The following is a 23,419-nucleotide window of genomic DNA, read 5'->3' as shown; positions in this document are numbered from 1 at the left end:
GCGCGTAACTTTGCTTTTTATGGAAAACCCCGTTATCATTCTTGGCGCGCAGGCCGTCGGCACCGCCGCCCTGGATGCGTTTCTCTCCAACGATGTCGTCGTGTATTGCATTCTCGACGATGACCCCAAACTGCACAGCACCGAGCTGCTCGACGTGCCCGTGATGGGCAACACCGACGACGGCGAGCTGCTCAAGCTCATCGGCAAAAAGTGCGAAGTATTTGTGGCCACCGAAGACGCCGCCAGCCGCCGCAGCCTCACCCAGATGCTGCACGACGAGTACCAGGTGGTGCCCGTGAATTCGATTCACCAGCGCGCCAGCGTATCTATCCACGCCGAGCTGGGCCACGGCAACTACGTAGGTCCCAATGCGGTAGTAGCCGCCACGGCCAAGATTGGGGCCGGTGTCCTGGTCGGCCCGAATGCCGTGATTGAGGGCCAGGCCAGCGTGGGTGACTACGCCCAAATTGGCAGCGGGGCGCAGCTCGGCGTTGGGGCGTCGGTGGGCGCGGGCGCTTTTGTGGGCGCTGGCGCGGTGCTGGTGGCCGGCGTAAAAGTGGGCGATAAAGCCCGCGTGGGCGCCGGCTCGGTGGTAGTGGCCGACGTGCCCGCCAACCAGACGGTATTCGGCAACCCGGCGGTTAAGGTGTAAATTAAAAATTAAAAATTATGAATTAAAAATTGCTGTTTGCCACGAATGCTAAGAAGTGGCACAAGCGTCAATTCATAATTTTTAATTCATAATTTTTAATTTAAAAAATGTATCAAGTCCTTCTTTACTATTGCTATACGCCCCTCGAAAACCCCGAGCAGTTCCGCGGCGAGCACCACCGGCTGTGCCTCGACCTGGACTTGCGCGGCCGCATCATCGTGGCGGCCGAGGGGCTGAACGGCACCGTATCGGGTACCCGCGCGGCGTGCGCCGCCTACATGGCTGCCGTGAAGGCCGACCCGCGCTTTGCGGCGCTGGAGTTCAAGATTGACGACGTGGAGAGCCACACCTTCCGGAAGCTGCACGTGCGGCTGAAGGATGAAATCGTGCACAGCAGCCTGCGCCACGTGCGGCCCCACGAGCGCACCGGCCAGCACCTTACGCCCCAGGAGTTTAAGGAGCTGAAAGACCGCGACGACGTCGTGGTAGTGGACGTGCGCTCGGACTACGAGTATAACCTAGGGCGCTTCAAAAACGCGGTGACGCTAGACATCGAGAATTTCCGCGACTTCCCGGAGCGCGTCGAGCGCTTGCAGGAGTTTAAGGACAAGAAGATTCTGACCTACTGCACCGGCGGCGTGAAGTGCGAAAAAGCCAGTGCCTTTTTGCTGGAGCAGGGCTTCGAAAACGTGTACCAGCTGCACGGCGGCATCATCAAGTATGGCCACGAAGTAGGCGGCGAAGACTTTGATGGTCAGTGCTATGTGTTTGATGGTCGCGTGGCGGTGGACGTGAATACGGTGAACCCCACCGTCATCTCGCGCTGCCACCACTGCCAGCAGCCCTCACCCCGCCTCATCAACTGCGCCAATCCGCACTGCAACGCCCACCTGCCGCTCTGCGAAAGCTGCGGCGAGTTGCTGGATGGAGCCTGTTCAGAGGCCTGCGCCGAGCACCCTGACAAGCGGCCGTACGATGGCACGGGCACGTATCCGAAAATCAGCAACCACTACACGCCCGCGCAGGGGCTGGCGTCGTATCGGGGGTAGTGTACTGTTCCGGCTGTCCTTGCGAGCGTAGCGAAGCAATCGCACTAGCACGGTAGTACCCACCGAGTTTTATTCTGATGCGATTGCTTCGCTGCGCTCGTAAGGACAATCGTTAATAACCCAGCTCATGATTCCTGAATCCGAACTTATCCTGAACGCCGACGGCACGATTTATCACCTGAATCTGCTGCCTGACCATATTTCCGACACCATCCTGACGGTGGGCGACCCGGCGCGGGTGGCGCAGGTGAGCCGGCATTTCGACTCCATCGAGTTTGAGGGCACGCACCGCGAGTTTGTGACCCACGTGGGCTACTACCGCGGCAAGCGCCTCACGGTGCTGAGCACCGGCATGGGCACCGACAACATCGACATCGTCATGAATGAGCTTGATGCGCTGGTGAACATCGACTTTATGTCGCGCACCGTGCGCCCCCCCGAGGAGCGCCTGAGCCTGCGCATCATCCGCCTAGGTACCAGCGGCAGCCTCCAGCCCGACGTGCCGGTGGGCGCGCTATTGGCCACCCAGCACGCCGTGGGCCTCGATAGCCTGATGCAGTTCTACCCCTTCATGGAAACCGGCCTCGAAACGCAAGTGGCGCAGGACCTGCAACAAACCCTAGGTCTGCCTTTCGCGCCCTACGTAGTGCGCGGCTCCGACCTGCTGCGCGAGCAACTGGCCGCCGACCTGCTCATCGGCAACACCGTGACTTGCCCCGGCTTTTACGGTCCGCAGGGCCGCATGCTGCGCCTGGCCCTGCGCACGCCCGACTACATGACGCGCCTCCAAAACTTCCGCCACCAAAGCCCGGAGGGTGATTTCCGCCTCAGCAACTTTGAGATGGAAACGGCCGGCTACTATGCCCTAGGGCAGCTTTTGGGCCACGAGGTGCTGAGCCTCAACGCCATTGTAGCCAACCGCGCCACCGGCGAATTTGCCTCGGACGCGGGCGACATTGTGGACCGCCTGATAGCACGCACCTTATCACTAATTTAATCGCAGATTTAACTGATTCAACGGATTGCGCAGATACGCTCGCCTGTGGCGCGCTGACTAACCAAATGAGGAAATTGCACAATAGAAAAAGCCGCCTTTCGGGCGGCTTTTTCTATTTATTACCCGGCTAGGAGTCAGCTCGCCGCAGGCGAGCGTATCTGCGCAACCCGTTGAATCAGTTAAATCTGTGATTATGTGGCGAACCCTAGGACGGCGCGAATCGGCAGCAGCAGCCCGTCTTTGAGGGTTAGGTACTCGGCATGGGCACCTAGTACGTGCGCCCGCACGCGCTTGGTGTGGCCATCGGCGGTACGGAAGAAGATGGTGGTTTTGGCCTGGTGGGCGTTGGCCAGCAGCATGGCGCGGTCGGCTTCGGCGCGGCGGAGCTGCTGGGCGGCGGGGTCGGTGGCCAGCACGTCGTCGTGGCTGAACGCTACTGCGGGAAGCTCCTTGCGGTCAATGGTTTCGATGAGTTGGTCGGTGGGTGGGGTGAACATCGTAAGCGGGACTAAGTGAGGATGGGGAAAGATAAGCAAATTTGCTTCATCAATACTTCATAATGAGGCTTGCCGTTATACTTCGGCCGCCAAAAACTCCATCGTGTCGATGCCATCGGCGTAATCAGCCACGCCGGGATACTGCGCCTGGCCAAAAGGAAACGAGCCGGGGTAGCGCCCGCCCGCCGACACGAGGCACTGCGTTTGGGCGGCCACGTTGGTGAGTTGGTCGAGCAGGTCAATTTCCTGGGTGTAGGTGCTGTAATGCACCACCGAGATGGGCGACACGGGCGCCTCGCGCTCGGTGAGTAGCAGGAAACCGTTGTCGAAGTGCGGCACGGCATTTACCAGCAAAATGCTTTTGTTGTAGTCGTAGTTGTTCTGGTATTTGTGGTGGTTGAGCACCGTCTGCCAGGGTTGCAGGGCGTCGAGCAGGGGCACGAAGCTGTAGCCCTCAGGCACGTAGAGCTTACTCACGTTGCGGCACCCTAGGCCATAATACTGGAAAATATCGGGGCCGAGCGCGGCCAGCTCCTCGGCCGTTTCGTGGCCCGTGAGGATACCTAGGCTGGTGCGGTTGCGGCGGATGAGGTGGGGCTTGTTTTTGAAATAAAATTCAAAGTAGCGTGCCGTATTATCCGAGCCGGTGGCGATGAACGCATCGGCCGCATTGAGGCGCTCCACGAAGTTGATGCGCTCAGTGAAAGCCGGCTCAATATCGGTTAACTCCTTGGCAATCCAGAGCATGAGCACGGTGTCTTCCTTGCTCGCTTTAGCCAGCAAGGTGTGGCCGCTGAGCAGCACGCACAGCATATCGTGAAAGCCCACGAGCGGGATATTGCCGGCCATGACCACGCCTACTTGGCGCGGCTGCGCGGGCTCGGCGGGGTAGTGGCCTGCCCACTGCGAGAGCTTGGGTTCTGCGAGCTGGTGGGCGATGCCGGCGATGGCGGTGCGCACGTTGGATAGGTCAAACCAGCCGTTGCGGTTGCGGGCGCGGGCGGCGATATCGGTCAGTTCGTCGTCGGTGAGGGCGGCGAGGCGTTGGCCCAGGGCCGCGAAGGCGGCGAGGCGGGAAGCGTGATTCAGCATAGAAAGGAGTAGCGGCGAGCCAGAATGGGCCGTACTTTTGAGGGTTCGAAGCGGCCAAACGCAGTGCTTTTACGTACAGCCGGGCAGCTTTGACCAGCAAAATTATTCACTAGTATAAGGAGACGACGGCAATGGCCATCATGATAACCGACGAGTGCATCAATTGTGGTGCCTGCGAACCGGAATGCCCCAACACCGCCATTTACGAGGGCGGCGCCCAGTGGCGCTGGGCCGATGGCACCAAGCTCAAAGACGTAGAAACGGCTGACGGCAAGCAGGTGGGCGGCACCGACCCCCAGCGCCCGGTATCCAACGAGTATTACTACATCGTAACCGATAAATGCACCGAGTGCGTGGGCTTCCACGAGGAGCCGCAGTGCGCCGCCGTGTGCCCCGTCGATTGCTGCGTAGATGACCCCGACCACCGCGAAACCCGCGAGCGCCTCGCTCAGAAGCAGCAGTGGCTGCACAAAACAGCCGCGTAGGCATGTAGCGCGGACTCTGCGAGTCCGCGAATTACAACATAGGGTGTCATGCTGAACGCAGTGAAGCATCTCTACCGCACCGTTCGGATTCGTTCAACGGTGCGGTAGAGATGCTTCACTGCGTTCAGCATGACACCCTTTTTGTTACTCCTCGAAAAGCAATCGGCTAGCATCCTGCTCCGCCACCAGCAGCGCCAAAAACTCGTCGCGCGACACCTCTTCCGCGCCTAGCGCCAGCATGTGCGGCGTGAGCTGCTGAATGTCGAAAAAGCTAGCCCCGCGCTCCCCCAGGTGCCCGGCCAGCGCCAGCACCGCCAGCTTGGAGGCATTGGGGCGGTGGTGAAACATGCTTTCGCCCGCGAATACGCCCCGCACGGCCACGCCGTAGAGGCCGCCTACCAGCTCTTCGCCCTCCCAAACCTCCACGCTGTGGGCGTGGCCGGCGGCGTGCAGCGCCTCATAGCCACGTACCAGCTGCGGCGTTATCCAGGTGCCATCCTGGCCGGGGCGCGGTTGGGCCTGGCAGGCCCGCATCACCTGCCCAAAGGCCTCATCAAAGCTGATGCGCCACGGCGACTGCCGCTGCGCCCGCGCCAGGCTGCGGCCCACGTGCAGCTCGCTGAGGCGCAAAATACCCCGTCTAGGTGGGCAAAACCAGGCCAGCGGCCACCCCGGCACCGGCCACGGAAAAATGCCCTGCGCATACGCCGCCACCAGGTTTTCGACGGTGGGCTGGCCACCAAGCAGCAGCAGGCCGTCGAGGTCGTCGCGCGCGGCGGTGGGTGGGGGGAAGGTGAGGGACATTAAGCGTTCGGATTAGACTTTAATTCTTGAGCTAGCTGCATGATTGCTCTAAGTCCATCCTCCGTGTAGTCCTCGAAGAAAAGCTTGTTCTGGTCGTACCGTCGGATAAAGTCTTTTATTTCCTGGTCAGTTTCACTGAGGAAGCTTTTTGCGGCCGGGTTCCAGCCTTTCTGCGTGTACCACCAGTCCAGGCTCACTTCACACGTTGGTGAAATCTGCTTGGCCTGCTCGATGGGAAAAGTAGGTTGAGCCAGAATATGCCGTACCAACTCGGTTGGCAGGCGTAGGTTGTGCTCTAGAATATAATGGGTCAATCCTTCAGGCCAGCAGTAAGTGCCATCTGTCAAGTCATCGGCTCCCATTGCACCCTGAGAAATACCGCACCGAAAACGGCACCAGCTATAACCCATCCAACTGACGAATGAACGCCCTTGGCGCAAATAAGCGACTACTCGCTGGCGTTCATCCATGGCCCACGACGCATCGATAAATCAAGCCGGGTTAGGCAAATCAGGCTCGTTCAGGCTACGCCAATAGCCAAAACCAATAAGCTCACTCATAATCTTTGCAGAGCTAAGTAATGACCAGAGCGGAAAATTACGTCATTGCCCACCACCCTAACTACCCCAACCCCGCCCGCCGTACTTTTGCCGGCTACTACTCAATCCGATTTCGCACGCCACGCGGCCAGCTAGCCAGCCTGCTTTAGCAGGCGTATCCGCGAAATCCGTTAAATCCGTTAAATCTGTGATTGCCAAAACCTATTCGCCCGCCGACGTTGAAGCCAAATGGTACCAGCGCTGGCAGGAGCAGGGCTTTTTCCAAGCCAAACCCAACCCCCGCAAGCAGCCCTACACCGTGGTCATTCCGCCGCCCAACGTGACGGGCGTGCTGCACATGGGCCACATGCTCAACAATACCATCCAGGACGTGCTCGTGCGCCGCGCCCGGATGCAGGGCAAGGAAGCCTGCTGGGTGCCCGGCACCGACCATGCTAGCATCGCCACCGAGGCCAAGGTAGTGGCCATGCTCAAGGAGCAGGGTATCAATAAGAAAAACCTGAGCCGCGAAGACTTTCTGACCCACGCCTGGGCCTGGAAGGAGAAGTACGGCGGCATCATCCTGGAGCAATTGAAGCAGCTCGGCGCCTCCTGCGACTGGAGCCGCACGCGCTTCACGATGGAGCCCAAGCTGACCGAGGCCGTGCTGCGCGTGTTCGTGGACCTGTACCGCAAAGGCCTGATTTACCGCGGCGTACGCATGGTGAACTGGGACCCGCTAGGCGGCACTGCCATCTCCGACGAGGAGGTGATTGCCAAGGATACCCAGGCCAAAATGTACCACCTGCGTTACGAGGTGGTGGGCCAGCCCGGCCGCTTCCTCACGGTAGCTACCTCGCGCCCCGAAACCGTGATGGCCGACGTGGCCGTGGCCGTGAACCCCACCGACCCGCGCTACCAGGACCTGGCTGGGCAGCGCGTGCGCATTCCGCTCCTAGGTCGCGAAATTCCGGTTATTCAGGACGAGTACGTGACGGTAGATTTCGGCACGGGTGCGCTGAAAATTACGCCCGCCCACGACCTCAATGACTACGAGCTGGGTCTGAAACACAACCTGCCGGTAATTGATATTCTGAATGATAACGGCACGCTGAATGAGAAGGCGGAGCTGTACGTGGGCCAGGACCGGTTTGCGGCCCGCCGCAACATCGTGAAGGACCTAGGGGAAGCCGGCTTGCTTGATAAGATTGAAGAGTACGCCAGCATCGTGCAGACGTCGGAGCGCACCGGGGCCGTGATTGAGCCCAAGCTGAGCTTGCAGTGGTTCATGAAAATGGAGCATCTGGCCAAGCCCGCGCTCGAAGTGGTGGAAAATGATACCATCAAGCTGCACCCACCCAAGTTCAAGAACATGTACCGGGTGTGGATGGAGAACGTGCGCGACTGGTGCATCTCGCGCCAACTGTGGTGGGGCCAGCGCATTCCGGCTTACTACCTGCCCGATGGTTCGTTTGTAGTGGCTCAGAATGAGGCCGAAGCGGTAGAGCTCGCCCGCACCCAAACCGGCAACAACGAGCTGCAAGCCAGCGACCTGCGCCAGGACGAGGACGTGCTCGATACCTGGTTTTCGTCGTGGCTGTGGCCTATCTCGGTGTTCGATGGCTTCGACGACCCTGATAATGCTGACATCAACTACTTCTACCCGACCAACGACCTCGTAACGGCCCCCGAAATCCTGTTTTTCTGGGTGGCCCGCATGATTATGGCCGGCCTGGAATTCCGCAAGGAAGTGCCATTCAAAAACGTGTACCTCACTGGTATTGTGCGCGATGCGCAAGGTCGCAAGATGAGCAAGCAGCTCGGCAACTCGCCTGACCCGCTCGACCTCATCCGTGACTTTGGCGCGGACGCTGTGCGCACGGGGATGCTGTTCTCATCGCCCGCCGGCAATGACTTGTTCTACGACCAGAAGCTGATTGACCAGGGCCGTAATTTCAATAATAAGCTCTGGAACGCCTTCCGCCTCGTAAAAGGCTGGGAGGTGGATAACGCGCTGCCCTTTGCCAACGAGCAGGCGGTGCAGTGGTTTGAGGCCAAGCTAGCCGAAACTGTGGTGGTGCTCGACGAGCATTTCGAGAAGTTTCGGATGAGCGACGCCCTACTGACGGTATACAAGCTGCTCTGGGACGACTTCTGCGGGCAGTACCTCGAAATGGTGAAGCCGGCTTACCAGCATCCAATTGATGCCGAAACGCTGCGTGCCACCGTCGATTTCCTCGAAACGCTGCTCAAGCTGCTGCACCCGTTTATGCCATTCATCACAGAAGAGCTGTGGCACGAGCTGGCCGAGCGCGGCCCTAAGGACTACGTGTGCGTGGCCCACTGGCCCAAGGTGACGGCCCCCGCCAACAGCGCCGACACGCTGGCCGAGATGGAAAAGGCCCTTGCCATCGTGGCCGGCGTGCGCAACGTGCGCAACCAGAAGAACCTAGGCCCGGTGAAGCCGCTGGAGCTGGCCGTGAAAACGGACGACCAGGCCGCCATCCTGACCTACGCGCCGCTGGTGCGTAAGCTGGCCAACCTCAGCGACTTGTCGTTTACGCAAGATGCGCCGGCCGGCGCGGTCAGCTTCGTGCTGGGCGGCAATGAGTTCTTCATTCCGCTTGATATTCAAGTAGATGCCGCTACCGAGCGCGTGCGCGTGGAAAAAGAGCTGGGTTACGCCATCGGCTTCCGCGACTCGGTGAACAAGAAGCTAAGCAACGAGAAATTCGTAGCCAATGCCAAGCCTGACGTATTGGAGCGCGAGCGCCAGAAGCTGGCTGATGCCGAGGCTAAAATCGCGGCGCTGGAGCAAGCGCTGAAGGCGCTGGAATAGCGTAGGTTGCAGCGTAAAATAACGTCCGTCATGCTCATCTAGCGTCCGCGGAGCGAAGCATCTTGGCTGATTGCGTAAGGAATAACCCTAACGTTTCTTACTAAGATGCTTCGCTCCGCGGACGCTAGATGAGCATGACGGACGTTGTTTTTTACTAGGTGAAGTGGAAAGCAAACGAGCCGTAGTGCGCCACCCGGTGCGGGTGCCGGTTGGGTTGGTGGTGAAACTGCTCATCTACTGTGTGTTGGGCCGCGGTGCGCTCGTGCTGCAAGGCGGCGGCCGCGCGGCGACCCACCAGCGTGGCAGCTAGCAGCAGGCTCAGTACCAGTACGCTCAGCACCGCGAAGCGGCGGTCGCGCAGGGTGCTCAGCAGCTCTTTTTGGGCAATGCTCGTTATCATCGGCTAGTCGTGCATGTAGGTGAGGTAGAGCTGCTCCAACTCGCTGGCGTTCAGCGCGGCGGTGGGGCGCACGTCCACCAGTTCACCCTCGCGCATGATGCCCACCCGCGTGCCCACTTCCTTGGCCCGGAAAATGTCGTGCGTGGCCATGAACACGGCCGTGCCCTGCCCACTAAGCTGGCGCAGCAGTTCCGAAAACTCGTTCGAGGCTTTGGGGTCGAGGCCCGAGGTGGGCTCGTCGAGCAGCAGTACCTTGGCGTGCTTGGCCACCGCGATGGCGATGCCCACCTTCTGGCGCATGCCCTTCGAGTAGCTACCCACCCGGCGCGCTACGGCCTCGGCCGGCAGGCCCGCCTGGGTCAGGTAGTCGCGTAGCTCGCTCTCGCGGTAGCGAAAGCCCGCCAGGCTGCTGAATAGCGCCAGGTTTTCAAGCCCCGTCAGGTGCGGGTAGAGCAGCACGTTTTCGGGGATGTAGGCCAAAAACTGCTTTATTTTCAAGGAATTACTGGCCACCTCCAGCCCATTGACATAGGCCGCGCCCGAAGTGGGGGCGATAAAGCCCAGAAACAGGTTGATGGTGGTGGACTTGCCCGCGCCGTTTTGGCCGAGCAGGCAGAATACTTCACCGGGCGCGAGCTGGAGGTTAAGGTTTTTGAGCGCCAGCTTGTCGGGGTACTGCTTGCGCAGGTCCTTGGCTTCGAGGATATAAGACATACAGTAATTAAAACGAGTACCCTAGGGTAGCCATGTAGTTGCGCGGCGCGCCGGGGCTGGCCCGGAAGAAGTCGTAGCCGCCTACGAAGTAGTACTTGTCGAACAGGTTGTTGACGTTGACGTGAAAATTGAAGCGGTTGACGGTGTAAAACAGCGCCGCATCGGCCACCGCGTAGCTGGGCCAGTGGGCCCAGTAGGGCGCGCCACCATCAAGGGCTGCCACCTGGTTTTCGAAGCGGCGGCGGCCCACGTAGTTGCCGCCCACGGCCAGGCCCAGGCCGCGCAGCGCGGGCGTGAGAAAGGTGTACTTGGCCCACAGGCCGCCCGAGTTTTTGGGGGCGTTGGCCAGCGGCTGGCCGTTTTCGGCGGCTAGGTCGGCCTCCAGCACCTGGGTGTGGTTGAAGGCGTAGTTGGCGTTCAGGCTGAAATTGGGCAGGATATTACCGGTCAATTCCAACTCTATTCCGCGCGAGCGGGCCTGGCCGTTTTGGCGGTACACGGGCGCGCCATCGGCCGTGAGCGAGCCGGTGTTCACGAGTTGATTGCGCTTGACAATCTGGTAGATGGCGGCGGTGGCAAATAGCGCCCGGTCGAAAAACTCGCCTTTTAGACCGGTTTCGAGCTGGTAGCTGGTTTCGGGGCTGAAGGGCTCGGTGCGGCCGTAGCGCGCGGGAAAGCGGATGTACTCGGGCTTGAGCGGCCGGAAGCCCGCGCTGTAGCTGGCGAAGTAGTTGAGGTTGTCGCGCAGCGCATACGTGAGGCCGGCGCGGGGCAACAGCTTGGTTTGCGCGATGTTAGCCAGGCCATCGCCGTAGTCGCGCTCGTCGGCAAACAGCTCGTAGCGGGCGCCCAGCAGCAACCCTAGGCGCGGCGTCACCTCGATTTGGTCCTGCACATAAATACCCGTGGTGTGGTAAATCGAGTTGAGGTAGTCGGTGAAAAACTGCGGCGTCGGGCGGCGGATATAGGTGCTCGGGTCGCGGATTTCGTAGGTCGGCTGGTTGAGGTCGAATTGCAGCGGCACCACGCGCTGCGTTATCGTGCTGCCCGCCACGGTGGTGGCCACGCGCTGCCGGGCCTCGAACATGGCGCTTTCCTTGTCGGTATTGAAGCGGATGTAGTCGGCCCCGACGACCACCTTGTGGGCCAGCGCGCCGGTGCTGCGACTCAGCACGAAGTAGGCCGACAGGTTCTTGGTGTACTCCTCGGCCCGGCGGTCGAAGTAGCGCAGATTCATAATGGAATTGGCTGGCTTCGTGGGGTCCGAGTTGTCGTAGCTGTTGAGGGTGCGGTGCTCGCTTAGGTTCTCGTTATAAGTAAAATCCAAATAAGACGCGTTGAACGAGAGCCAGTTGGTGAACTTGTGATTCAGTGAGGCGTTGAGGTAGTAAGTGCTGGTGCGGAAGTAGTCGCTGGGCTGGCTGAGCGTAAATGAGCGTGGCACGCCGTATAAGTCGTTGCTCTTGATGGGCAGGCCGCGGTCGAGAAAGCCGTCGCTGTGCGTGTACACCAGCTCGGCGTTGAGCGTGGTTTTGTCAGACACCAAAAACGTGACGGTCGGGGCCAGCATCAGCGACTTGATGTCGTTCACGTCGCGGAAGGTGTTGGTTTTCTCGTAGCCCGCATTGAAGCGGTAGAGCACGTTTTGCCGGTCGGTGAGCGGGCCGGTGAAGTCGGCCGTCATGCGGGTGGTGTTGAAGCTGCCCGTCGAAAACGTGACGGCCTTGCGGTCTACCGCGAGCGGCTTTTTGGTCACCATGTTGATGGTGCCGCCGGGGTTGATATCGCCAAACAGCGCCGCGCCCGGCCCTTTCAGCACCTCCACGCGCTCTAGGTTCACCGTCAGCGGGGCCTGCGTAAAGGCATTGCCGTAGCTAAAACCCGAGCGCAGGCCATTGAGCAGCCGAAAGCCGCTCTCGTAGCCGTTGCGAAAGCCACGGATAGTAAAGTCGTCGTAGTGTGAGTATTGCGTTACGCCGGCCACGTTTTTCACCACCTCCGTGAGGCGGTAGGCCTGACGGTCCTCCATGAGCTCTTTGGTCACGGTCGAGATGGACTGCGGCACGTCGAGGAGGTCGGTTGAGGTGCGGGTGCCGACCAAGCTGTAGTTGCTTTTGTAGGTGGTTTCCTGGCGGCCCAGCACCTCCACTTCCTGCACAGCGTTGGTGCTGGTTTGCAGGGTGAAGTCAACCGTGGCGCTGGGGTTTTGGGCGCTCAGTACCACCTCGCGGCGGGCTTCCGCGTGCCCTAGGCTGCGGGTGATGAGCACGTAGGCGCCGAGCGGCAGCTGGTCGAGCGTGTATCGGCCCTGGCCATCGGTGAGGGTTGCGAAGCGCCCCGCCTGGTCTACCACCGACACGCCCTCCAGCGGCTGCCCCGCCGCGCTGCTAATGCGGCCGGCAAGGTGACCTAGGCCCTGAGCTTCAATTAGAAAAGGGATTGATAAAAAGAAAAAAAGCAGTAGTCGTTGCATAAAAAATTGCCTCAGCCAACGCGCTTTCCGGGCGGCTGGTAGGTAGGGGGTAGGTAATAAATGAGGGGATGCGCAGGCCTAGGTCGGCGGTCGCGGGGGTAGGGGCGGCGCAACGGCCAGCGGCCACTCTCCGGCGGAGAGGGTAGGGGGATGACGCCGGCGATTGGGCGAACGGCATCGTTCGCAAGCAAACGGCTCACGCTGGTAATTACCCGGCTTATTGATGTTCGCTGCGTGCGTGCGCGCCCCGTTAACGGCCACGTTACTAGGCTATATTGCTCCCATTTTGAATAGGGGGCAATGCCAGCGCTTAGCTTTATAATCAGTAACTTAGCCCAGGGCAGGCGGCCCACGTAGGCAGGCACCAGCCAGTAGGTGGGCCTGCCGGCACACGGGCGCCTGGGCCCGGTAAGTAGCATAGGCCAGCTGACGCACCGCAGCCGGCACCTCGACGGGGACGGCCGGGGCGAAAGGCAGCTGGTACAGCTGCTCGGTGTGGCAATGCTGGTGCTTGGAGGTAAGCAGCTTTTGGGCTTTGCCCTTGGCTTGCTTCGCGAAAGCCGGCTCGGCCTCGGTGTGGGCGTGGGCGTGCAGGTGCAGCACGGCGGCCTCGGGCGTCAGCACCCGGGCGAGCAGCAGCAGCAGCCACCACGCGCACAGTTGCTGCCGAAGAGAAGTAGCCGAGCTGCCTGACATGAAGAACAAATGTAGGCATTAATTAGTAGATGATACAATGTTGCAAACTTATGCTTCCCGAATGCTGCTCAATTCCCTGCCGTCTATGTTCGCTCGTGCTGCTTATCTATTCCTCTCCTGCTTGCTCGCTACCCTAAACCTACGCGCTGCCCCCGTGAAACCATTCTTTTTCAACAACCAGGCGGTAGCGCCCGGCCACAAGCTCTCGGTGCTGCTGCCCGTAACGGATGGCCGCGACAGCACGGTCATTCCGGTAACGGTGTTTCACGGCCAGCGCCCTGGGCCAGTGCTGGGCATCATTGCGGGCGTGCACGGCTACGAGTATCCGCCCATCATCGCGGCCCAGCAGTTCGCCCAAACCCTCGACCCAGCCCAACTCAGCGGCACCGTGCTGCTGGTGCACCTGGCCAACGTGCCCGGCTTCCTAGGTCGCCGCCTTCAGGTTAACCCGCAGGATGGCAAAAACCTGAACCGCGTATTCCCCGGCCGTGCCGATGGCACCGTTACCGAGCGCCTGGCCTGGCGCCTGAGCAACGACATCATCGGCCGCTGCACCCACGTCATCGACGTGCACGCCGGCGATGCCAACGAGGACCTGCGCCCCTACGCCGGCTACTACGAGTACGCCGACACGCCCGCCCTCTCCGGCCAGGGCCGGCAGATGGCCGCGGCGCTGGGCTTTCCCTACGTGGTGCAGTTCGGCAACGAGCCCAGCCTGCAAGAGGCGGCCATGTACTGCTCGCGCGAGGCCATCAAGCGCGGCATCCCAGCGGTCGACATCGAGTGTGGCCGCCTAGGGCAGGTGGAGGCCGACAACGTGCTGCTAATCATGCAGGCGCTGCACAATTTGCTGGTGCATTTGCAGCTAATTCCGGGCGAGCTGCCAGTGCCCACCGCCAGCCTCATCGCGCAGCGCACCACGGTCAGCAGCCCGCACACCGGGTTTTTCCATCCGCTGGTGAAAGCCGGCGAGTTCATTGCCAAAGGCCGGCGCCTAGGTTACGTCATCGACTTATTTGGCCAGCCGTTGGCCGACATCCTGGCCCCGGTAGAGGGGGTGGTGCTCACGATGAGCGCCACGCCGCCCATCAGTAAAGGCGAGAGTCTGTTCAGCATTGGGCATTTACCAATTAGTAATCGGCCGTGACAGTAAAGTAAGCGCTAAAGCGGACAACCTGTAGTGCTTATTAAGCTATGCATTGCCTAGATAAAAGGTATTTAGCAACAATAAGATATGTTTGGTTTTTAAGTGAGCGCGAAACCTGGTGTTAACCCTATGTCGATAGTATTTCAATTGCTATTCAAGTGGTTGCTAACCCATGATATAGGTAACTGTCAGTATTTTATTGGTTGAGCTTATATTGGTAGCCTGAGAAAGTAAATTCAAGATATTAACAGGAATATTTACGTAAGTATTGGTGTGGCTAATAAGTAGTTGAATAATGGGTTATACCGTATGAGGTAGAAAACAATCAATAATTAATTGTAATCCGATTAATTATTCCTCTACCTTTGGCCCATTCAATTCCTTCGCAAGAAGGAGGGTTTTTATACCGAGGCGCGGAGAGACAGACTCGCTGAACCGCCGGCAACCCCCAGCCTTCCGCTGGAACGGTGCCAACTGAAGGCCAGCGCAGGGTGCCTGGCCGCTTATAAAAACAACCACCGTGTCCAACTTTAGCTACGTTCTCGCCCCCTCCGCCACCGGTACTGCTGCGCAGTGCTGTTGTTGCGGTATGTCGGCCGTAGCCACGGGCACGAAGTAACACTGACGCAAGTAGTTACTACGGGAAGTACCGGGTAGGCGGGGGCTCAGCATTCTTATGAGCGTAGCTGTGCTACGAGCAGGGCTGGCGAGCGCATTTTACTGTTTTTTAGCGGGTTTACGGCGCTTAGCTGGGATTTTCTAGTACTCGGGTTTGGGTATTGGGAAACTACCAGAGTAGGTTGTGCGCTTGCCGCACCAACCGTAGGCTTCGCCTGAAAACAGTATTATCCCTAACTGCCCCGGCCACTGGTCCGGCGGCGGCCCTACCGGCACCGCGTGCTTTTTCCTGGCCTGGGCTTTCTCCGCAAGCGCGTTGGTGCGCTTGCTAAGGCCCGCTGTGGCCCATTCGTGCCCTAGGCTGGTCCAATCAGGGCATTTCAGCCACTCGCTGCCCCGACGGCTTTGCGCTTTGCGCCGTCGCCTTCCTCGCTGCCGCAGCCCAGCATCCCCCAGCTTTCGCTTTCAGGATAATTGTTGATTTATGAAATTTCCAATACCCACGCTCCTGCTGACGCTGGGGCTGCCGGCCGCGCTGTCCGCGGCCCACGGGGCCGCCCGGCTACCCGCTGCGCTGGTGGCCGACGGGCCGCTCACGGGCAAAGTGCTCGATGAAAACGGCGCCGGCCTGCCCGGCGTTACGGTGCGCGTGAAGGGCGGCGCGGCCGGTACCGCCACCGACGACCAGGGCAATTTTACCCTGGCCAACGCGCCGGAAGATGCCACCTTACTCGTGTCCTACGTGGGCTATAAAGCGCAGGAAATCAAGGCGGGGCGCGCGGGTAGCCTGACGGTGCGGCTGGTGCCCGCCCAGGGCCAGCTCAACGAGGTGGTGGTGGTGGGCTACGGCACCCAGCAGCGCAAAAACCTGGTCGGCTCCATCGCTAAAGTAGACCCCAGCGATACCAAGGAGCTGCCGGTGGGCAGCTTCGACGCGCAGCTGCAAGGCAAAGTGCCGGGCGTGCAGATTTCGTCGAGCACCGGCGTGCCGGGCCAGGCGGTGAACGTGCGGGTGCGCGGCGCCACCACCATCAACGGCTCCAACACGCCGCTGTACGTGGTAGATGGCGTGTTTATCAACAATAACAGCCTGCAAACCATCAGCACCGGCGGCAAGGCGTCGTCGCCCATTGCCGACCTCAGTCCCGCTGATATTGAGAGCATTGAGGTGCTGAAGGATGCCGATGCCACGGCGCTTTACGGCGCCCGCGGGGCCAACGGCGTCATCCTGGTAACCACCAAGCGCGGCGACTTCAACCAGAAGGCCAAGGTGAGCGTGAACGTGTCGCAGGGCTGGGCCCAGGCGGCCAAGCTCTGGGACCTGGCCACCGGCCCCGAGCACGCCACCCTGGTCAATGAGAACTGGCTGAATACCAGCGGCTCGCCGGCCCACACCTTCGCCAACCGGCCCTACCGCCCGGCCTCGGAAGGCGGGCGCGGGCTGCCTGAGGAGCAGCCGACTTTTGACCGCCTGGGGCAGGTATTTCGCACGGCGCGCTTGCAGAACTACGACGTGTCGGTGTCGGGTGGCAACGCCGCCAGCCGCTACTACCTGGGGGGCGGCTATACCAAGCAGGAGTCCATCTTGCAGCCAATTGATTTTCAGCGGGCTAACTTCAAGCTCAACCTCGACCAGAAGCTCTCCGACAAGGTGCAGATTGGGGTGAGCAACACCTTCACCCGCACCTATCGCAACGAGGGCCGCGCCGGCGACGGCCCGGCCGGCGGGCTGCTGCAAGCCGCCCTGCACACGCCCACGTTGCTCTCGCCCACCGACGAAAGCGGGCGCCTGGTGGGCCGCGCGAGCTTCGACAATGTGCAGCTGCTCCTTGATAACTACGACGTTAACTCGACCAGCCTGCGCTACATCGGCAACCTGTACGGCGACGTGCAAATCCTGCCCAACCTGAAGTTTCGGACCAGCCTAGGGGTTGATTTCAACAACTACGACGAGAAAGAGTACTGGAACACGCTGCTCATTGCGGGGGCGGGCGTGGGCGGGCTGGCCACGGCGAGCAACGCGCAGTACACCTCCCTGCTCAACGAGAACACGCTGACCTACCGGCAGCAGTGGGGCAAGCACCGGGTGGGCGTGGTGCTGGGCCAGGGCTTGCAGGCCGATACCTACCACCGCACGTTTGCCCAGGGCACGGGCTTCCCGAACAACTCGTTTAAGCAAATCTCAGCGGCCTCGGTCACGAGCAGCACCGAGAACTGGACGGGCTACCGGCTGGCCTCGTTTTTTGGGCGGGTTGATTATAACTTCGACGACCGCTACCTGCTGAACGTCAGCTTCCGGGCCGATGGCTCGTCGCGCTTCGGGGCGGCCAACCAGTGGGGTTATTTCCCGACCCTAGGGGCCGCCTGGCGCCTCAAGCAGGAAAGCTTCTTGCAGGATGTGCGCTGGCTGAGCGACCTGAAGCTGCGCGCCAGCTACGGCCTGACCGGCAACCAGAACGGCATCGGCAACTTCGCGGCCCGCGGGCTGTGGAGCGGCGGCACCAACTACCTAGGGGGCGCCGGCATTGCGCCGCAGCAGCTTGGTAATGAGAACCTAAAGTGGGAGCAAACCAGCCAGGCCAACGTGGGCCTCGACCTGGGCTTCTTCGAAAACCGCGTGAGCGTGGAGTTCAACGCCTACTACAAGTACACCAAAAACGGGCTCATTCAGCTGACCGAGCCGGCCACTACGGGCTTCAGCTCGTACTGGAGCAACGCGGTCGAAATCAGCAACAAAGGGCTGGAATTTGCCCTGAATACCGTGAACCTGCGCAGCGCGGGCGGGCTGAACTGGACCACCAATTTCAATATTGCCAGCAACGTCAACAACACTGAAAAGCTGGCCACGCCCATTCAGTTTGGCAGCCGTAACCTGATTTTGCAGCAGCAGGGGCACCCGCTCTACTCGTTTTGGGTGTACAAGCAGCTCTCCGTGGACCCGCAGACCGGCAACGCCGTGTACGACGACGTGGACAAGGACGGCAAAATCACGGCCGCCGACCGGCAGATTGTGGGTAGTATCTGGCCCAAGTTCTTCGGCGGCATTACCAATACGTTTACCTACAAGGGGTTTGATGCCAGTGCCTTGGTGTCGTTTCAATCGGGCAACAAGGTGTATAACCACAACCGCTTTTTCGGCGAGGGCGGCGGGGCGCGCGACGAGGCGCGGGTGATTTTTGCCAGCAACCTGGACCGCTGGCAAAAGCCCGGCGACGTGACCGACGTGCCCCGGCCCGACGGCATCAACGTGAACAACTACCTCGACGGGGGCAGCCGCTGGCTGGAGGACGGCTCCTTCATCCGGCTGCGCAACGTGAGCCTCGGCTACACCCTGCCCGAGCGCGTGACCCGGCACCTGCTCGGCGGCACGGTGCGCCTCTACGCCCAGGGCACCAACCTGGTGCTGCTCACCAAATACACCGGCCTCGACCCCGAGTCGGCGGCCAGCAGCGACGCCAACCAGCAGGGCATCGACCTGGGCACGCCGCCCCAGCCGCGCAGCTGGCAGTTGGGCGTAAACGCAACTTTTTAACGGTCATACTTTTATGTCAGCTACTACTTTTCGCCAGCGGGCGGCCATTCGGCGCCGGGCGGCGCAGCTGCGCCAAACCGTGCAGCTCTCGGTTTTCTCCAAGGCTTATCTACGCAGCATCGCGCCCTTCCTGGTAATGGCGCTGGTGCTGGCCCTGGGGGCGTGCAGCAGCTTTCTCGACGTGCAGCCCCGCGAGGCTATTGCCGACGACGCCACCATCGTGGACCAGCAGTCGTCCCTGACGGCGCTCAACGGCGTGTACAGCGCCCTAGGCAGCGGCGGCTACTACGGCACTAGCTTTCAGTCGGTTGGCTACCTGGGCGGGGGCGATATTCAGTGGACCGGCACGCAGTCGCAGGTGCAGGAGTTTATCACCCACAACGTGCGGGCCGACAACTCCACCATCAGCACGGTGTGGTCGAGCATTTACACCACCATCAACCGCGCCAACCAAGTGCTGGCCAGCGTGCCCGGCGTGACGGACCCGCTGCTGACCACCGCGCTGCGTAATCAGTACCTAGGCGAGGCGTATTTCGTGCGGGGACTGGCGTATTTCGACCTGGGGCGCACCTTTGGCGGGGTGCCGCTCATCACGCAGCCTACCCTCACGGCTACTGATAACCAGGGCGTGGCCCGCGCCAGCCAGGCCGATACCTACGCCCAGGCCCTGCGCGACCTCGACGCGGCCGAGCCGCTGCTGCCCAACCCCGCTACGCTGGGCGCCAACGACCGCTACCGCGCCACCCGCAAGGCTGCCTGGGCCCTCAAGGCCCGGCTGTACTTGTACCAGGGCAATTGGGCGCTGGCCGAGGACTACGCCACCCGCGTTATCAGCGACCAGGCCAACTACCAGCTGCTTGCGCCCTTCAATGCTTGGTTTGCCAATAATGCGCGGGGCACCCGGGAATCGATTTTCGAGATTTTCTACAACGGCACGACCGAGCCGAACACCCACCGCAGCAACTGGCAGCCCACCGCCAACGGCGGCACCCGGCAGTGGGCCCCCAATGCCGCGCTGGTAACGCTGCTGACCACCGCGCCCAACAACACGGCCAACGGCCGCAGCACGCTGATTGCCAACACCGGCACCACCTGGTACGGCAACCTCTACTACCGCAACCCCGGCTCGGACCCCAGCTACGTGCTGCGCCTGGCCGAGCAATACCTGATTCGGGCCGAGGCCCGCGCCCGCCAAAACAAGCTGGCCGACGCCCTAGCTGACCTCAACGCCGTGCGCACTCGCGCCGGGCTGGCCGCCAGCCCGGCCGCTACTCAGGCTGATATTCTGCTGGCCATTGAGGCCGAGCGTCGGCTGGAATTTGCCCTGGAGCCGCACCGCTGGTTTGACCTGGCGCGCACCGGCCGGGCCACCACCGTATTCGCCGACCCGCTGAGCAGCGGGGCGCCGCTGCCGGCTTTCCGGCTGCTGCTGCCAGTGCCCATCAGCCAGCTGCAAGTAGATGCGGCACTGGTGCAAAACCCTGGCTATTAATCATGTTTTAGTAATCCTCCGCCATGTCTCACCAGCTTGATGACCAACTAGCGGCCGTGTCGCGGGCGCAGCACGATGAGTCGGGCTTTCCCTCGGCCTACTTTTTTGCGCCCATGAGCAACCCGCCCAGCGGGGGCACGGCGCCGGTAGCGGCCCGGCCCCCGGCGGCCGACCTAGGGCCGGGGCCAGCTCCGGAAAGCAACGCCTGGACCGGCGCGGAAAAGGCGGTATTTCGGTTCGCATTCCTATACTTCTTCCTGCAAGTCGTGCCGCTCGACTGGAAGTTTTACCGCGACATCGTGGCGCACTGGGCGGGGGTGTCGTTGGGCGATTTATTTCGCCTGACGCACTACACGCCGCGCTTTTTCGACGGGCCCGACACCTTTGCCAACTGGACGGTGGTGGCGGCCATTGCGGCGGTGGGTACCGTGGGGTGGGGCGCGGTGGACCGTAATCGGGCCGAATACAACACGTTATACTACTGGCTGCGGGTGCTGGTGCGCTACCGGCTGGCGGCGGCCCTGCTGGGCTATGGCTTCCTGAAACTGTTTCCGATGCAGGCCCCGCTGCCCTCGCTCAGTCACCTCAACACGCACTACGGCGACCTCAGCGACTGGAAAATCTTTGCCCTGAGCTTGGGCATCGTGCCCTCGTACCAGTCGTTTTTGGGGCTGGTCGAAATCCTGGGGGCGGCGCTGCTGCTGGGCCGGCGCACGGCCAGCACCGGGGCGTTTTTGGTGCTCACGTTTCTGGGCAACGTCTTTCTCTCGAACCTGGCCTATGAGGGCGGCGAGTACGTGTACAGCTGCTACCTCATCACGCTGGGGCTGCTGGTGCTTTGGTACGACCTGGCCCGCCTCAACCGGCTGCTGACCCTGGAGCTGCCCACGCGGCCCAACCACTTTCGGCTGGTGCTGCCCGCGGGGTGGCCCCGGGCCGGCCAGCGCGTGGCCAAGGCGGCGTTTGTGCTACTCTTTGTGGGGCTGTATGGCGTGAAAGCCTACGCCGCGTACCAGCAGGGCACGTACCATTACCCCACGGCGCCGGGCCTGCCGGGCGCGGCGGGCCTCTACAACGTGCGCGAGTTTCGGCTGGCGGGGGAGGTGCGCCCGTACTCCGCTACCGACCCCGAGCGCTGGCAGGATGTGGTGCTGGAGCACTGGGCCACGCTCAGCGTCCGCTCCAACCAGCCGGTGGCGCTCGACCCGAGCAACACGGAGACGATTCCGGCGCTGGACACCGAGCGCAGCTTTGAGTACGCCGGCGCGGCGGGCCGCCACTACTACGGCTACACCCTCGCCCCCGATGGCCAAACCCTGACCCTGCGCAACCGCAATCCGCACGAAAACCGCCGGCCCCTGGTGCTGCGCCTAGGTCGCCCCGATGCCCGCACCATCACCCTAACCGGCCACGACGAGCAGGGCCGCGCCCTCTACGTGGTGCTCGAAAAGCGCAACAAGAAGTACCTGCTCGAAGAAGCCAGCAAGACCGGCCGCCGCGGCGGGCTCCGGCTGTAACTATTCCGTCATGCTTCGCTGCGCTTTGCATGACAGACGTTTTCTAATCGTGATTCCCCTTATCCCTATGGCAACCAGCACGCTAGTAACCCCCGCCGCCGCTGCGGCCACCGCGCCGCCCGCTACTGCCGCCCGGCCGCCCTGGCAACCCTGGCAGCGGGTGCTGTTCCGCATTGCCTTTCCGTTTTTCGTGCTGCTGTCGCTGCCCAGCGATGCGGGCTGGTACAAGAACCTGGTCACTATTAACTGGCTGCACGGGCACTACCGCGACGTGTACGACATTGCCCGCTTCTCGCCCACGTTCTTTTTGGGCGGCGGGGCCGAGGGCGGCGCACCCCTGCTGCTGGGCTACGACAAGTGGTTTATTGCCCTGGGTATCGCCTTGGTTATTGGCATTGTCTGGACGCTGCTCGACCGCAAGCGCGCGGAGTACGAGGTGCTGTACTACTGGCTGCGCGTAATTGTGCGGTTTCGGGCGGGCATCGGCATCATCGGCTTTGGCTTCACCAAGCTGTTTCCGACTCAGATGCCTTACCCGTCCATCGGCCTGCTCAACAGCGACTTTGGCGACATGACGGCCCAAAAAATCTTCTGGCTGCAAGTCGGCATCGTGCCCTGGTACCAGGTGTTTGCGGGCGTGGTGGAGACGCTGGCCGGAGTGCTGCTGTTTTTCCGGCGCACCACCTTCCTGGGGGCCGCGCTGCTGCTGGGCGCGCTGGGCGATATCGTGTTCGTCAACTTCGCCTACGACGGCGGGGTGCACGTCTACAGCTCGTATTTTGTGCTACTGGCGGCTTTTTTGATGGTGTCGGACGTGCCCAACCTCTACAACCTGCTGGTGCGCGAGCGCTACACGGTGCCGCGGCACTACTACCCGCACTTCCGGGCGGCGTGGCAGCGCTTCGGCCGCCTGGGGCTGAAGGGGACGACCATCGGCATTTTCCTAGGGTACCTGACTTACCTCGAATACCTCAATTTTGCCTTTGACCCCTACAAGCAGCCCGCCCAGAAGGGTGTGGCCGCGCTGCGCGGGCTCTACCACGTCACCGAGTTTCGCCTCAATGGCCGGGCCATCCCGTACTCGCCGCTCGACAGCGTGCGCTGGCAACAGGCCACGTTCGAGAAGTGGACGACGCTGACTTACAAGGTTAACCGGCCCTTAAAGCTGGACTTGTCGAACGGCGGCGGCTCGCCCATGCGCGACATCAACCGCACCTTCGAAACGACGGGCCTGGCCGGGGGCCAGCGCGTGTTTTACTACGAGGCCGACACCATCGCCCACACGCTGTACTTACAGAGTAAAATCCGCACGGGCGACGACCGCAAGCGGCTCGGCCGCCGCCCAGCCGCCGCCGAGGCCGGCGCACCGCGCGGCAGCAGCATTGCGGCGGGCCACGCCAATGGCTACGGCGGCGACGCGGGCGGCAGCTACCTAGGTGCCAATGTAGCCGCGCAGCAAGCCAACTACCGGGCCGCGCTGGCCCAGTGGATACCCGCCGCCGCGCTGGCCCGCATCGGCGACGAAACCCTCAAAATCAACCCGCTCGCCTACAGCACCCGCCGCGTCCGCGGCATCCGGGCCGAGCAACGCCCCGAAAAGCGCGACCACTTGGTACTAGCCTACACCGCCACCAACGGCGGCCGCCACGTGGTGCTGCGCGGCATCGACGAGCACCAGGACTCGCTGTACGTGGTACTCGACCGGGCCGACCGGAAGTACACCTTGTCGGAGTCTGCGCTGGTGGCGGGGCAGTATTAGCTTCTGTAAGTCAATCAAATAATATGTACTGTCATGCTCATCTGGCGTCCGCGCAGCCGAAGCATCTTGGTCGCTTCATCTAGACCGTTCAACGGTGCGGTAGAGATGCTTCGGCTG

The 23,419-nt window shown here is 61.6% G+C and carries 18 protein-coding genes and 1 riboswitch; of the genes, 10 read left to right on the top strand and 8 right to left on the bottom strand.

What is annotated here, in order from left to right; all coding sequences use genetic code 11:
• Positions 1-19: 19 nt before the first annotated feature.
• The 3 genes from ACFSDX_RS11720 to ACFSDX_RS11710 all read left to right on the top strand — a co-directional run bounded on the left by ACFSDX_RS11720 (position 20) and on the right by ACFSDX_RS11710 (position 2,698).
• Positions 20-652, top strand: coding sequence for a DapH/DapD/GlmU-related protein (locus ACFSDX_RS11720; RefSeq protein WP_382313617.1), 633 nt, complete (start codon positions 20-22; stop codon positions 650-652).
• A 107-nt stretch (positions 653-759) separates the two neighbouring features.
• Positions 760-1,701 (top strand): oxygen-dependent tRNA uridine(34) hydroxylase TrhO, encoded by a 942-nt coding sequence (gene trhO / locus ACFSDX_RS11715; protein ID WP_382313615.1) that lies wholly within the window; start codon positions 760-762, stop codon positions 1,699-1,701.
• 127 nt (positions 1,702-1,828) lie between these two features.
• Positions 1,829-2,698, top strand: a complete 870-nt coding sequence (locus tag ACFSDX_RS11710) for a nucleoside phosphorylase (protein WP_382313614.1) — start codon at positions 1,829-1,831, stop codon at positions 2,696-2,698.
• A gap of 191 nt (positions 2,699-2,889) precedes the next feature.
• Here the strand turns inward: ACFSDX_RS11710 and ACFSDX_RS11705 are convergent, their stop codons facing one another.
• Positions 2,890-3,195, bottom strand: coding sequence for a hypothetical protein (locus ACFSDX_RS11705; RefSeq protein ID WP_382313613.1), 306 nt, complete (start codon positions 3,193-3,195; stop codon positions 2,890-2,892).
• 75 nt (positions 3,196-3,270) lie between these two features.
• Entirely contained in the window at positions 3,271-4,287 is a 1,017-nt protein-coding gene (locus tag ACFSDX_RS11700) for an acyl-CoA reductase (RefSeq protein WP_382313611.1), read from the bottom strand.
• Between the two features lie 131 nt (positions 4,288-4,418).
• Between ACFSDX_RS11700 and ACFSDX_RS11695 the strand changes: the two genes are divergently transcribed.
• Positions 4,419-4,772 (top strand): 4Fe-4S binding protein, encoded by a 354-nt coding sequence (locus ACFSDX_RS11695; protein WP_382313609.1) that lies wholly within the window; start codon positions 4,419-4,421, stop codon positions 4,770-4,772.
• Positions 4,773-4,916: 144 nt separating this feature from the next.
• On the opposite strand, the gene aat is transcribed toward ACFSDX_RS11695, so the two are convergent.
• Together aat and ACFSDX_RS11685 are read right to left on the bottom strand one after the other, a co-directional pair.
• Positions 4,917-5,576 (bottom strand): leucyl/phenylalanyl-tRNA--protein transferase, encoded by a 660-nt coding sequence (aat, locus tag ACFSDX_RS11690; protein ID WP_382313607.1) that lies wholly within the window; start codon positions 5,574-5,576, stop codon positions 4,917-4,919.
• The gene (locus ACFSDX_RS11685; protein ID WP_382313606.1) at positions 5,576-6,046 is read right to left on the bottom strand and encodes a hypothetical protein; all 471 of its coding nucleotides are present in this window, start codon (positions 6,044-6,046) and stop codon (positions 5,576-5,578) included. Before ACFSDX_RS11685 ends, aat begins: the two co-directional genes overlap by 1 nt.
• Positions 6,047-6,323: 277 nt before the next feature.
• Here ACFSDX_RS11685 and ACFSDX_RS11680 point away from each other — a divergent pair, with 277 nt between their 5' ends.
• Positions 6,324-8,954, top strand: coding sequence for a valine--tRNA ligase (locus ACFSDX_RS11680; RefSeq protein WP_382313605.1), 2,631 nt, complete (start codon positions 6,324-6,326; stop codon positions 8,952-8,954).
• Positions 8,955-9,108: 154 nt separating this feature from the next.
• Here ACFSDX_RS11680 and ACFSDX_RS11675 read toward each other — a convergent pair whose 3' ends face one another.
• The 4 genes from ACFSDX_RS11675 to ACFSDX_RS11660 all read right to left on the bottom strand — a co-directional run bounded on the left by ACFSDX_RS11675 (position 9,109) and on the right by ACFSDX_RS11660 (position 13,237).
• A complete protein-coding gene (locus ACFSDX_RS11675; RefSeq protein ID WP_382313604.1) occupies positions 9,109-9,354 on the bottom strand; it encodes a hypothetical protein in 246 nt (81 codons plus the stop codon).
• Positions 9,355-9,357: 3 nt separating this feature from the next.
• Positions 9,358-10,068 carry an ABC transporter ATP-binding protein gene (locus ACFSDX_RS11670; protein ID WP_382313602.1) on the bottom strand — a complete coding sequence of 237 codons (711 nt, stop codon included), beginning with the start codon at positions 10,066-10,068 and terminating at the stop codon, positions 9,358-9,360.
• A gap of 7 nt (positions 10,069-10,075) precedes the next feature.
• Positions 10,076-12,541, bottom strand: a complete 2,466-nt coding sequence (locus ACFSDX_RS11665) for a TonB-dependent siderophore receptor (RefSeq protein WP_382313601.1) — start codon at positions 12,539-12,541, stop codon at positions 10,076-10,078.
• 330 nt (positions 12,542-12,871) lie between these two features.
• Entirely contained in the window at positions 12,872-13,237 is a 366-nt protein-coding gene (locus tag ACFSDX_RS11660) for a hypothetical protein (RefSeq protein ID WP_382313600.1), read from the bottom strand.
• Between the two features lie 154 nt (positions 13,238-13,391).
• On the opposite strand from ACFSDX_RS11660, the gene ACFSDX_RS11655 reads away from it, so the two are divergent.
• The 5 genes from ACFSDX_RS11655 (at position 13,392) to ACFSDX_RS11635 (ending at position 23,302) form a co-directional block, all read left to right on the top strand.
• On the top strand, positions 13,392-14,384 hold the full coding sequence (locus ACFSDX_RS11655; protein ID WP_382313599.1) for a succinylglutamate desuccinylase/aspartoacylase family protein: 993 nt from the start codon (positions 13,392-13,394) through the stop codon (positions 14,382-14,384).
• Positions 14,385-14,782: 398 nt separating this feature from the next.
• A riboswitch (SAM riboswitch) is annotated at positions 14,783-14,896 on the top strand.
• A 590-nt stretch (positions 14,897-15,486) separates the two neighbouring features.
• A complete protein-coding gene (locus ACFSDX_RS11650) occupies positions 15,487-18,534 on the top strand; it encodes a SusC/RagA family TonB-linked outer membrane protein (RefSeq protein WP_382313598.1) in 3,048 nt (1,015 codons plus the stop codon).
• Positions 18,535-18,547: 13 nt separating this feature from the next.
• Complete coding sequence (locus ACFSDX_RS11645; protein ID WP_382313597.1) at positions 18,548-20,026, top strand: RagB/SusD family nutrient uptake outer membrane protein; 1,479 nt, start codon at positions 18,548-18,550, stop codon at positions 20,024-20,026.
• A 23-nt stretch (positions 20,027-20,049) separates the two neighbouring features.
• Complete coding sequence (locus ACFSDX_RS11640) at positions 20,050-21,543, top strand: DoxX family protein (RefSeq protein ID WP_382313596.1); 1,494 nt, start codon at positions 20,050-20,052, stop codon at positions 21,541-21,543.
• Between the two features lie 67 nt (positions 21,544-21,610).
• A complete protein-coding gene (locus ACFSDX_RS11635) occupies positions 21,611-23,302 on the top strand; it encodes a hypothetical protein (protein WP_382313595.1) in 1,692 nt (563 codons plus the stop codon).
• The last annotated feature ends 117 nt before the right edge of the window (positions 23,303-23,419 follow it).

Origin of the sequence: Hymenobacter bucti (assembly GCF_042681145.1) — a bacterium.
Classification (GTDB): Bacteria; Bacteroidota; Bacteroidia; order Cytophagales; family Hymenobacteraceae; genus Hymenobacter; species Hymenobacter bucti.
Note: the sequence above shows the minus strand (reverse complement) of the source record. Positions and strands in the feature narration are given on the sequence as shown.